The sequence below is a fragment of the Micrococcus sp. 093350064-1 genome, from assembly GCF_053627955.1.
In genome coordinates this window covers 209,622-221,351 of sequence record NZ_JBSEYU010000003.1, presented here as the reverse complement: position 1 = coordinate 221,351, position 11,730 = coordinate 209,622, and the positions used below count along the sequence as shown (strand labels likewise).

Below are 11,730 nucleotides of genomic sequence, written 5' to 3'. Positions count from 1 at the left end.
CGCACATCGTCCGGCGACCGGACGGAGAGGACCCTCGTGCTGCGCACCCACTCCCTCGGCGAGCTCAACGCCTCGCTCATCGGCCAGACCGTCACCGTCACCGGCTGGGTGGCGCGGCGGCGCGACCACGGCGGCGTGGCCTTCGTGGACCTGCGCGACGCCTCGGGCTTCGCCCAGGTCGTGGTGCGGGACGAGGCGGACTTCGACCCGCTGCGCAACGAGTGGGTCCTGCAGGTCACCGGCACGGTCGAGCGCCGCCCCGAGGGCAATGAGAACCCGAACCTGCCCTCCGGTGAGATCGAGCTGATCGCGGAGACCGTGACGGTGCTCAACACCGCCGCCGCGCTGCCGTTCCAGGTGGACGAGCACGTGGAGGTCGGCGAGGAGGCCCGGCTGCGCCACCGCTACCTCGACCTGCGCCGCCCGCAGCCCTCGCGCATCATGCGCCTGCGCTCCGAGGTCAACCGCACGGCACGCGAGCTGCTGCACGGCGAGGGCTTCGTGGAGGTCGAGACCCCGACCCTCACGCGCTCGACGCCGGAGGGCGCCCGCGACTTCCTCGTCCCGGCCCGCCTGGCTCCCGGCTCCTGGTACGCCCTGCCGCAGTCGCCGCAGCTGTTCAAGCAGCTGCTGCAGGTGGGCGGGATCGAGAAGTACTACCAGATCGCCCGCTGCTACCGCGACGAGGACTTCCGCGCGGACCGTCAGCCCGAGTTCACCCAGCTGGACATCGAGGCCTCCTTCGTGGAGCAGGACGACGTGATCGCCCTCGGCGAGAAGATCGTCAAGGCCCTGTGGGCCCTCGTCGGTGTGGACGTGCCGACGCCGATCCGCCGCATGACCTACGCCGAGGCGATGGAGAAGTACGGCTCGGACAAGCCGGACCTGCGCTTCGGCCTCGAGCTGACGGACCTGACCGAGTACTTCAAGGACACCCCGTTCCGCGTGTTCCAGAACGAGTACGTGGGCGCCGTCGTGATGCCGGGCGGCGCCTCCCAGGCCCGCCGCACCCTCGACGCGTGGCAGGAGTGGGCCAAGCAGCGCGGCGCCAAGGGCCTGGCCTACGTGCTCATCCAGGAGGACGGCGAGCTGACCGGCCCGGTGTCCAAGAACATCTCCGAGGAGGAGAAGGCCGGGCTGGCCGCCGCCGTGGGCGCGAACCCGGGCGACTGCGTGTTCTTCGCCGCCGGGAAGCCGAAGGAGTCCCGCGCGCTGCTGGGTGCGGCCCGCGTGGAGATCGGCCGTCGCTGCGGGCTGTTCACCGATGCCGGTGACGGCGTGGCCGCGAAGGACGCCGACTGGGCGTTCGTGTGGGTCGTGGACGCGCCGATGTTCGAGCCGGCGGCCGACGCCGTGGCCTCGGGCGACGTCGCCGTGGGCGCGGGCGCCTGGACCGCCGTGCACCACGCGTTCACCTCGCCCAAGCCGGAGTTCGCGGACACCTTCGACGCCGACCCGGGCTCGGCCCTGGCCTACGCGTACGACATCGTGTGCAACGGCAACGAGATCGGCGGCGGCTCCATCCGCATCCACCGTCGGGACGTGCAGGAGCGCGTGTTCGAGGTCATGGGCCTGTCCCCGGAGGAGGCGAACGAGAAGTTCGGCTTCCTGCTCGAGGGCTTCAAGTACGGTGCCCCGCCGCACGGCGGCATCGCGTTCGGCTGGGACCGCGTGGTCGCCCTGCTGGCCGGCACCGACTCGATCCGCGAGGTCATCGCGTTCCCGAAGACCGGCGGCGGCTTCGACCCGCTGACGGGCGCACCGGCGCCCATCACCGCCCAGCAGCGCAAGGAGGCCGGCGTCGACGCGCAGCCGGAGCCGAAGCAGGCCGAGGCCGAGTCGGAGGCCTGACCCGGGCCCGCGGCGGGCCACGCCATCGGGGCGGGTGCGGGGAATCAGCTGCGGAAACGACCCTTCCGGGCCTCGTCTGAGGAGCCGGAAGGGTCGTCTCCGCAACAGATCCAGGACGGACGGCGTGCTGCGAGCAGGCTTCAGCCGCGCCGTGGCCCGGACAGCTCGTCTGAGTCCACGATCAGCGTGAACGGCCCGGAGTTGGTGAGGGAGACGTCCATCATCGCGCCGAACACCCCGCGCTCCACGCGCACGCCCGAGGACTCCAGCTCGGCCATGAACCGCTCGTACAGCGGCTGCGCCTGCTCGCCCTTGGCGGAGCGGGTCCACGACGGGCGACGTCCCTTGCGGACGTCCCCGTAGAGGGTGAACTGGCTGACCACGAGGGCGGGCGCGCCGGCGTCGACGAGTGAGACCTCGCCGTCGAGCATCCGCAGCCCGGCGATCTTCGCCGCCAGCTGCACGGCCTCGGCCTCGGTGTCGTCGACGCTCACGCCGAGCAGGATCACCAGCCCCTCGCCCTCGAACGAGCCGACGACCTTCCCGTCGACGGTCACGGACGCGGACTGGGCTCTCTGGCAAACGGCACGCATGCCGCCATCCTGCCATCGGCGCGCCCGGGGCTCCGCGCCCGCGGACGGGGCTCACCTCGTACACGGTGGCCGGACCGGAGACCTCGTTGGCCACGATCACCGGGGCTGAGCCGGAGGGGGACCCGTCAGCCGGCACGAACGTCAGGCCCGCAGCGCAGAGGTCCAGGTCACGGCGACCACGGAGAACGTGCCCTCAGGGTGGACGGAGAAGCCGTCGGCCAGCGCGCGGTGTCCCGCGGGTGTCGACGGCGCCGGACGCCCCGCGTGCCGTCCGCCGAGGTCAGTCCCTGACCGGCAGCCCCGCGAGCACCCGCACCGTCGTGAGGTTCCGGGCCGTGCCGCGCACCCCCAGCGCCCGGTCGAGGCGGGCCGGGGTGAGCGGGGAGTCGGCGATCCCCGTGGCGCAGCGCATCCACAGCAGCCGTCCCTCCAGGGCCGTGCGATCCGGCCCCGCGGGTCGGCCGTCCCCGTGGTCGAGCGCGGCCAGGGCGGCGGCCGCCTCGGGTGCGGGGTCGTCCTCGAGCACGGTGAGCTGGGTGCGTTTCGGCTCGCCGCCGGCCCAGGGGAGCGCGTCGTGCAGCTCCAGAGCGCGCCGGAGCGTGCCCACGTCCACGAGGACCACGGGGACGTCGAGGCCGCCCTCCTCACGCGCCCGCCGCGCGAACCCCTGCCGCACGCCCTCCGCGGCCGCGTCGGAGGACGCCCGGAACAGGACGTTGCCGCTGGCCAGGTGGGTCGTGACCGCCTCCCCGCCGGCGGCCTGGGCCCAGCGGATCAGCGTGTCCTTGCCGACACGGTTGCTCCGGCCCACGTTGATCCCGCGCAGCAGCAGGACGTGGGTGTGGTCGGCGCGCGGGGCGGCGGGGCTCATGCGGCCATGATGCCACCCACGCGCCCGCGGGCCGAGGACTACCCTGGACCCGATGGACGACCTCTTCAGCGCCGCGCACACCGGGGCCGACGACGACGGCCCGGCCGGCACCGTGGCCGCCCCGCACCCCGGCGCACCGCTGGCCGTGCGCATGCGCCCGCGCACGCTGGATGAGGTGCTGGGTCAGCGGCACCTCATGCGGCCGGGCTCCCCGCTGCGCAAGCTCGCCGAGCCCGATCCGGACTCCGCCGCGGGACCGAGCTCGGTCATCCTGTACGGGCCGCCGGGCATCGGGAAGACGACGCTGGCCCACGTGATCGCCCGCGCCCCCGGGCGCACGTTCACGGAGCTGTCCGCCATCACGGCCGGCGTGAAGGACGTGCGGCAGGTGATGGAGCAGGCCCAGCGCGAACGCGACCTCTACGGCCGCACGACCGTCCTGTTCCTCGATGAGATCCACCGCTTCTCCAAGGCGCAGCAGGACGCGCTGCTGCCGGGCGTCGAGAACCGCTGGGTCGTGCTCGTGGCGGCGACCACGGAGAACCCGTCCTTCTCGGTGATCGCACCCCTGCTCTCCCGGTCGCTGCTGCTCACGCTGCGTCCGCTCACGGACGACGACATCGTCGGGCTGCTGGACCGTGCCGTGACCCAGGAGCGCGGGCTCAACGGGGCCGTGGTGCTCGAGGACGACGCGCGGGACTACCTGGTGCGGATGGCCGGCGGCGACGCGCGGCGGGCGCTCACGGTGCTGGAGGCCGCGGCCGGCGTCGCCCTGGACAAGGCGCGGGAGGCCGGCCGGGCGGGGGAGGGCGCCGTCGCGGTCACGGAGGAGGATGCCGCGCAGGCGATGGACCACCACGTCCAGCGCTACGACAAGGACGGCGACCAGCACTACGACGTGATCAGCGCCTTCATCAAGTCCATCCGCGGATCGGACGTGGACGCGTCGATGCACTACCTCGCCCGGATGCTGGAGGCGGGGGAGGACCCCCGGTTCATCGCCCGGCGGCTGATCATCTCCGCGTCCGAGGACGTGGGCATGGCCGACCCGACCGCGCTGCAGACCGCCGTGGCCACCGCCCAGGCCGTGCAGCTGATCGGCATGCCGGAGGGACGCATCATCCTGGCGCAGGCCGTGACGCATCTGGCCACCGCGCCGAAGTCCAATGCGAGCTACACCGCCGTGAACGAGGCGATCGCGGACGTGCGGGCCGGCCACACGGGCGCGGTGCCCGCGCACCTGCGGGACGCGCACTACCCCGGTGCGGCAGCCCTCGGCCACGGCCAGGGCTACGTCTACAGCCATGACGAGCCGCACGCCGTGGCGCGTCAGCAGTACGCTCCGGACCCGCTGGTGGGGAAGGACTACTACCGGCCCAAGCCCATCGGCCACGAGAAGCGGCTCGCCGAGCAGGTGGCCGCGCTGCGCCGGATCGTCCGCGGTGAATGACGGCGGGCGCCCTCCCGCCCGCCAGAGCGTGGGCGCCGACCCGGTTCTGGTAGAGTGGTCCGCTGTCTGGCAGGCGCTGCGCCCCGGACGCATCCCCCTCGAACGGTCCACGGGACACCCGCGTGCCCGGGCGAGGGACGCGCAGCGCATCAGTGGATGACGGGCGGCGGCACGCCCCTCAGCTCTCCTCAGGATCGCGGGGAGGCCAGGTTCGAGTCCCCTTGACCCGTACGCCCCGGCGCCCGGACGAGACCTCGAGACAAACCCGAACCGTGCCGCACGTCAAGGAAAGGCAGGTCCACCATGAGTGGCAACCTTCGCACCCGCCGCACCGTGCGGCACTCCCGCGCCCTGGGCATCGCGCTGACCCCCAAGGCCGAGAAGTACATGGAGCGTCGTCCGTACGGCCCCGGCCAGCACGGCCGCGCCCGCCGCAAGCAGGACTCGGACTACGCGGTGCGCCTCAAGGAGAAGCAGCGTCTGCGCGCCCAGTACAACATCCGCGAGGCCCAGATGCGCCGCTACTTCGAGGAGGCCAAGCGCACCGCCGGCCTGACCGGTGAGAACCTGGTCGAGCTCCTCGAGCAGCGCCTCGACGCCCTCGTGCTGCGCGCCGGCTTCGCCCGCACCATCCAGCAGGCCCGCCAGCTCGTCGTGCACCGCCACATCCTGGTGGACGGCAAGCGCGTGGACGTCCCCTCGTTCCGCGTGAAGGAGGGCCAGATGATCCACGTGCACGAGCGCTCGGAGAAGATGGTCCCCTTCCAGCTGGCCGCCGCCGGCGCCCACCAGCAGGTCCTGCCCGCCACCCCGGGCTACCTGACCGTGGAGATCGACAAGCTGCGCGCCACCCTCACCCGTCGCCCGAAGCGCTCCGAGGTCCCCGTGACCTGCGAGGAGCAGCTCGTGGTCGAGTACTACGCGCGCTGATCCGCCGCGTCCGGTTCCGTCCCGGACGACGGCGCCCCGCGCGTCCCGCAGGCCCGGTCACCTCTCGGAGGTGGCCGGGCCTGCGGCGTCCCCCGGGCCCACCGCCGGGGATCGGCGCCGCGCCCGGTAAGGTGGGGCCGGAATCCCTGCCGTCCGAAGGAGGCCCCCGCCATGCTCCGCTCGCTGCTGCTCGTCGGCGCCGGCGCCGCATCCGGCTGGTTCGCACACCGCGCCCTCGGTGACCGTGCCCACCCGGCCGCGGACGGGGCCGACGCGCCGACGTCGGGCCCCGGCTCCGCTGGGGGGCGTGCGGGGTTCTCCGCCCGCCTGGACCCGGAGCGTCTGGCCCGCCAGGCCGGTGAGGCCGCCGCCGACGCCGCGGCGGCCGCCCTGCAGGACGGTGCCCGGCGCCTGGCCGAGCGCGTCCGCGCCGAGGCCCCCTGGGCCGCGCCCTACCTGCCCCACACGGGGCCGATCATCTCCGGGGAGACCGTGGAGCCGCCGTCGCACGGCGCCGCCCGCCCCCAGACCACCACCACGCAGAAGGACACCCCCGCATGAAGTCCCAGGAGATCGCCCGCCGCTGGACCGCCTTCTTCGAGTCCAGGGGGCACCGCGTGGTGCCGTCGGCGTCGCTCGTCTCGCCGGATCCGTCGCTGCTGTTCACGGTGGCCGGCATGGTCCCGTTCATCCCGTACTTCCTGGGGGAGCAGACCCCGCCGAGCCCGCGCGTCGTCTCGGTGCAGAAGTGCATCCGCACCGCGGACATCGAGGAGGTCGGCAAGACCGTCCGCCACGGCACCTTCTTCCAGATGTGCGGCAACTTCTCCTTCGGCGACTACTTCAAGGAGACGGCCATCCCGATGGCCTGGGAGCTGCTGACGTCCTCGGTCGAGGACGGCGGCTTCGGCCTGGACCCCGAGCGCCTCTGGGTCACCGTGTACCGCGAGGACGACGAGGCCGAGCGCATCTGGCGCGAGGACGTGGGCGTCCGTCCCGAGCGCATCCAGCGCATGGGCAAGGAGGACAACTACTGGCACACCGGCCAGCCCGGCCCGGGCGGCCCCTGCTCGGAGATCTTCTACGACCGCGGCCCCGCGTACGGCGTCGACGGCGGCCCGGCCGCGGACGACACCCGCTACATCGAGATCTGGAACCTCGTGTTCATGCAGTACCGCCTCTCCGCGGTGCGCTCGAAGGACGACTTCGACGTCGCCGGCGAGCTCGAGCACAAGAACATCGACACCGGTCTCGGCCTCGAGCGGCTCGCCATGATCCTCCAGGGTGTGGAGAACATGTACGAGACGGACCAGGTCCGCCCCGTGCTCGACCGCGCCGCGCAGCTGGCCGGTCGCTCCTACACCTCCACCGAGGACCCGGCCGACCCGCACTACGACGACGACGTCCGCCTGCGCATGGTGGCCGACCATGTGCGCTCGGCCCTGATGCTGATCAGCGACGGCGTGCGTCCCGGCAACGAGGGCCGCGGCTACGTGCTGCGCCGCCTCATCCGCCGCGTCGTCCGCGCCCTGCGCCTGATGGGCGTCACCGAGCCCGTGTTCCCCGAGCTGCTGCCGGTCTCCCGGGACGCGATGAAGGGCACCTACCCGGTCGTCGCGGACGAGTTCGAGCGCATCGCCCGGATCGCCTACGCCGAGGAGAAGGCGTTCCTGCGGACCATCGCCGCGGGCACGGCCCGCCTCGACGCCGCGGTGGGCCAGGCCCGCTCGGCGGGCGGCGGCATCGCCGGCCCGGACGCGTTCGAGCTGCACGACACCTACGGCTTCCCGATCGAGCTGACGCTGGAGATCGCGGAGGAGGCCGGCGTCGCCGTGGACGAGGCCGGGTTCCGCGCCCTCATGGCCGAGCAGCGCGACCGCGCCCGCGCGGACGCCAAGGCCAAGAAGTCCGGCCACACGGACACGGCCGTGTACCAGCGCCTGCGCGCCGAAGGCCAGACCCACTTCACCGGCTACACCGAGCACACCACCGAGTCGGTGGTGCGCGGCCTGCTGCAGAACGGCGAGGAGGTCCCGTCCGCGGGCGCCGGCACGGAGCTCGAGCTCGTCCTGGACGCCACGCCGTTCTACGCGGAGTCCGGCGGCCAGGCCGCGGACACCGGCCTGATCACCGGCGACGGCTTCCGCCTCGAGGTGCTCGACGTGCAGGCCCCCGTGAGGGGGCTGTCCGTGCACAGGGTCAAGGTCCTCGACGGCGAGGTCGCCGCCGGCGCGCAGGCCCTCGGCGCGATCGACCTGCAGCGCCGCCTCGACGGCGAGAAGGCCCACTCCGGCACCCACCTGGTGCACGCCGCGCTGCACCAGGTCCTCGGCCCCGAGGCCACCCAGTCCGGCTCCTTCAACAAGGAGGGCTACCTGCGCTTCGACTTCCGCTGGGCCGAGTCGCTCTCGGCCGGGGCCCGCTCCGAGGTCGAGGACGTGGTGAACATCGCCATCCGCGACGACCACACCGTGCTCACCCAGGAGATGAGCCTCGAGGAGGCGCGCGCACTCGGCGCGATGAGCCTGTTCGGCGAGAAGTACGGCGACCGGGTGCGCGTCGTGGAGATCGACGGCGCCTGGTCCCGCGAGCTGTGCGGCGGCACCCACGTGGGCCGCACCGCGCAGATCGGCTCGCTGACCCTGCTCGGCGAACAGTCCGTGGGCTCGGGCAACCGGCGCGTCGAGGCCCTCGTCGGCCTGGACTCGTTCCGCCACCTCGCCGCGGAGCGCACCCTTGTCTCCGAGCTCTCGGAGATGTTCAAGGCCCCGGCCGAGGAGCTCAAGGACCGCATCGGCTCCACCCTGGACCGGCTCAAGGCGGCCGAGAAGCAGGTCGCGGAGCTGCGGGCCCAGGCGCTGCAGACCCAGGCCGGCCAGCTCGCCGGGCAGGCCCAGGACGTCACGACCTCCGCCGGGACGGCGGTGCGGGTGCTGGCGCACCACGTCGGCGACGTGGCCGGGGACCAGCTGCGTTCCCTCGCGCTGGACCTGCGCGCCCGGATCGAGTCGGCCGGCGGCAACGCGGCGGGCACCCCCGTGCTCGTGGCCCTCACGGCCGAGGCCAAGGGCCGGCCCCTCGTGGTCGTGGCGACCAACGAGGCCGCCCGCGCGGCCGGCCTCAAGGCGGGCGCCATGGTCAAGACCGCCACCGGCGTGCTCGGCGGCGGGGGCGGAGGCAAGGACGACGTCGCCCAGGGCGGCGGCCAGGACGTCACGCGCGTCGGGGATGCGCTCGACGCCGTCGTCGCCGCGGTGCGCGCGGCCTGAGGCGGACGTGAGCGCAGGTCAGGACGGGGCCAACGCGGCAACCGACGCCGTGCGCCGGGGGCGCACCCTCGGCGTCGACGTCGGCCGTGCCCGCGTGGGCGTCGCGTCGGCCGACCCCGACGGCCTGATCGCCACCCCCGTGGCCACCCTGCGGCGGGATGCGCGTCGACGTCGTGACGTGGACGAGCTCGTCGCCCACGCACGCGAGCTCGACGTCGTCGCCGTGTACGTCGGCCTGCCGGTGAATCTACGGGGCGAGCACACGCCGTCCACGCAGGACGCCCTCGACTACGCGGACGCCGTCGCCGCCGCCCTGGCCGAGGCGGGCCACCCTGTGCCGGTCCGGCTCGTCGACGAGCGGCTCAGCACGGTCTCCGCGCAGGCCGGACTGCGGGCCGCGGGCCGGTCCGTCAAGGACAGCCGCGGCGTGATCGACCAGGCGGCCGCCGTCGCGATCCTGCAGGCCGCCGTGGACGAGCAGCGCCGCACCGGGCGCTGGGCCGGCCAGGACCGGGAGCCGATCCGGTGACCGGCGACCACCAGCACGCTCGGCGTGAGGACCACTGGGACGATCTGCTCGACGACGAGGCCGACGTCCACGACGACCTCGACGTGTTCGGCTTCGCCCACGAGGAGGCGGACGAGGCCGACGTCGGCGCCCCGTCCCAGCCGGTCGGCGCGGCCGGCCCACGCCGGCCCCGCACGTTCCTGCGCCGCCGGGGCACCGGGTCCCACCCGGCCTCGCGGGTCGACCGCGGCGCCGGCCGGCGGCGGACCGCGCTGGTGCTGGGCACGGTGCTGGTGGCGTTCGCCGTCGTGGTCGGGCTGATCGTGCGCGGCTTCCTGAGCGGCCCCGACCACACGGCCGTCGAGGGCGACGAGGTGACGTTCTCGGTGGAGCCGGGCGAGGACCTGGGCTCCGTGGCGGCCCGCCTGGACCGGGCCGGCATCGTGGGCTCAGCCCGTGCTTTCGAGCGCGCCGCCAGGGACACGGGCAGCGGTCTCGTCCGTTCGGGGGACTTCGTGCTGCGCGAGCGGATGCCCGCGGCCGAGGCCCTCGCGGTGCTCCAGGGTGCCACGGACGGGGCCGTGCACTACGTGCTCGTGGAGCGCGGGCGGCGACTCACCGAGGTGCTGGACGCCGTCGCCGAGGCCACGGGGCTGCCCCGCGAGGAGCTCGAGGCCGCCGCCCAGGACCCGACCCGCTACGGCGTCCCCGGGGAGGCGGGCACGCTCGAGGGCTGGCTCGACGCCGGGGAGTACCGCCTCCCCGTCGACGCCACCGCCGGGCAGGTGCTCGACGCCCTGGTCCGGCCCACCCTCGCCGAGCTCGAGGCCCTCGACGTCCGCGACCCGGCCGAGCAGCAGCGCGTGCTCACGATCGCCTCCATCCTCGAGGCGGAGGCCCTGCCCCAGGACTACCAGCAGGTCGCCGGCGCCATCGAGAACCGCCTCGCCCCGGACAACACCGAGACGCACGGGCTCCTGCAGATCGACGCCACCGTCACGTACGGCCTCGGAGTGCGCAGCCTCAGCTTCACCTCGGGCCAGCGGCAGGACGCCTCGAACCCCTACAACACGTACGTGCACCCGGGCCTGCCGCCGGGTCCGATCGGCATGCCCTCCGACGCGGCCGTCGAGGCCGCCCTCGACCCGGCCGAGACGGACGCCTACTACTGGGTGACCACGGACATCGGCACCGGCCACACCGAGTTCTCCCGCACCTATGAGGAGCACCAGCAGCACGTGCGCACCCTGCAGCGCTACTGCGCGTCCAATCCGGGGGTGTGCTGATGCGCCCCGTGCTGCGCGCGGCGGTCCTGGGCCGGCCGATCGCCCACTCGCTCTCCCCGGTGCTGCACGCGGCCGCCTACCGGGTCCTCGGCCTCGACGTCGACTACGGCCGCCGTGACCTGGGCGAGGACGAGGTGCTGGCCTTCGCGGCCGAGCACCTCGGCGCCCCGGGCGCGGCCGACGGCGGCGCGGCCGCGGCCCGCGGGCAGGACTGGCTCGGCTGCTCCGTCACCATGCCGCTGAAGCGGGCGGTCGTCGCCGCCGCCGGGCACGTCAGCGACCGCGTCCGGCTCCTGGGCACCGCGAACACCCTCGTGCGCGACCATCCCGCCGCCCCCGGGGTCGTCCACGCCGAGAACACGGACGTGGACGGCATCCTCGGCGCCCTCGCCGCGGCCGGCCTCGACCGTGCCGCCCGGGGCGGGACCGTCGGCGTCCTCGGGAACGGGGGGACCGCGACGGCGGCCGTCCTCGCCGCCGCCACGCTCGGCGCGAACGCGGTGCTCTTCGGCGTCCGCGACGCCGCCCGCGCCGCCGAGGTGACGGCCCTGGCCGACGCGCTGGGGCTGCGCTGGGCGACCCTGACCCAGGCGGATCTGCTCCGGCGGGCGCCGGGGCTGCGTGCCGTCGTCGCCACCCTGCCGCCGCGCGCCGCGGACGCCCTGGCCGCGCACGTGCCGGCCGACGCCGCCCTGCCGCCCCTGCTGGACGCGGCCTACGACCCGTGGCCCTCCGTGCTGGCGGCCGCCTGGTCCCGGGAGGGCGGTCCGGTGGCGTCCGGGCTGTCCATGCTGCTGCACCAGGGCGTCGAGCAGGTGCGGCTGTTCACGGCCCGGCCCCGCGCCGCGGCCGGGATGCCCGAGCCGGACTGGGCGGCGGTGACGCGCGCCGCGGCGGACGCCCTGGGGCCGGCCGCCGGCTGAGCGCCGGACGCCGCATCCGGCGCGTCCCGTCCGGTCACACGCGGCGGCG

The 11,730-nt window shown here is 74.4% G+C and carries 10 protein-coding genes; 8 read left to right on the top strand and 2 right to left on the bottom strand.

Features of this window, described 5'->3' with window-relative positions; translation table 11 throughout:
* Window positions 1-36 precede the first annotated feature (36 nt).
* Window positions 37-1,851: an aspartate--tRNA ligase gene (gene aspS / locus ACUW6W_RS04890; protein WP_036336619.1), complete on the top strand. Its 1,815-nt coding sequence runs from the start codon at window positions 37-39 to the stop codon at window positions 1,849-1,851.
* 140 nt (window positions 1,852-1,991) lie between these two features.
* On the opposite strand, the gene dtd is transcribed toward aspS, so the two are convergent.
* Window positions 1,992-2,444 carry a D-aminoacyl-tRNA deacylase gene (gene dtd, locus ACUW6W_RS04885; RefSeq protein WP_036336617.1) on the bottom strand — a complete coding sequence of 151 codons (453 nt, stop codon included), beginning with the start codon at window positions 2,442-2,444 and terminating at the stop codon, window positions 1,992-1,994.
* A 280-nt stretch (window positions 2,445-2,724) separates the two neighbouring features.
* Window positions 2,725-3,315 (bottom strand): DUF1697 domain-containing protein, encoded by a 591-nt coding sequence (locus ACUW6W_RS04880; protein ID WP_036336615.1) that lies wholly within the window; start codon window positions 3,313-3,315, stop codon window positions 2,725-2,727.
* Window positions 3,316-3,367: 52 nt separating this feature from the next.
* Here ACUW6W_RS04880 and ACUW6W_RS04875 point away from each other — a divergent pair, with 52 nt between their 5' ends.
* The 7 genes from ACUW6W_RS04875 to ACUW6W_RS04845 all read left to right on the top strand — a co-directional run bounded on the left by ACUW6W_RS04875 (window position 3,368) and on the right by ACUW6W_RS04845 (window position 11,681).
* On the top strand, window positions 3,368-4,765 hold the full coding sequence (locus ACUW6W_RS04875) for a replication-associated recombination protein A (RefSeq protein ID WP_036336613.1): 1,398 nt from the start codon (window positions 3,368-3,370) through the stop codon (window positions 4,763-4,765).
* 303 nt (window positions 4,766-5,068) lie between these two features.
* Window positions 5,069-5,695: a 30S ribosomal protein S4 gene (gene rpsD / locus ACUW6W_RS04870; protein ID WP_020621561.1), complete on the top strand. Its 627-nt coding sequence runs from the start codon at window positions 5,069-5,071 to the stop codon at window positions 5,693-5,695.
* A 171-nt stretch (window positions 5,696-5,866) separates the two neighbouring features.
* A complete protein-coding gene (locus ACUW6W_RS04865) occupies window positions 5,867-6,256 on the top strand; it encodes a hypothetical protein (RefSeq protein WP_036336611.1) in 390 nt (129 codons plus the stop codon).
* Window positions 6,253-8,964 (top strand): alanine--tRNA ligase, encoded by a 2,712-nt coding sequence (alaS, locus tag ACUW6W_RS04860; protein WP_152743867.1) that lies wholly within the window; start codon window positions 6,253-6,255, stop codon window positions 8,962-8,964. The genes ACUW6W_RS04865 and alaS overlap by 4 nt, the downstream gene beginning before the upstream one ends.
* Window positions 8,924-9,493 carry a Holliday junction resolvase RuvX gene (gene ruvX, locus ACUW6W_RS04855; protein ID WP_041103686.1) on the top strand — a complete coding sequence of 190 codons (570 nt, stop codon included), beginning with the start codon at window positions 8,924-8,926 and terminating at the stop codon, window positions 9,491-9,493. Before alaS ends, ruvX begins: the two co-directional genes overlap by 41 nt.
* Window positions 9,490-10,758 (top strand): endolytic transglycosylase MltG, encoded by a 1,269-nt coding sequence (gene mltG / locus ACUW6W_RS04850; RefSeq protein ID WP_063188937.1) that lies wholly within the window; start codon window positions 9,490-9,492, stop codon window positions 10,756-10,758. The genes ruvX and mltG overlap by 4 nt, the downstream gene beginning before the upstream one ends.
* A complete protein-coding gene (locus tag ACUW6W_RS04845) occupies window positions 10,758-11,681 on the top strand; it encodes a shikimate dehydrogenase family protein (RefSeq protein ID WP_063188948.1) in 924 nt (307 codons plus the stop codon). The genes mltG and ACUW6W_RS04845 overlap by 1 nt, the downstream gene beginning before the upstream one ends.
* Window positions 11,682-11,730 lie beyond the last annotated feature (49 nt).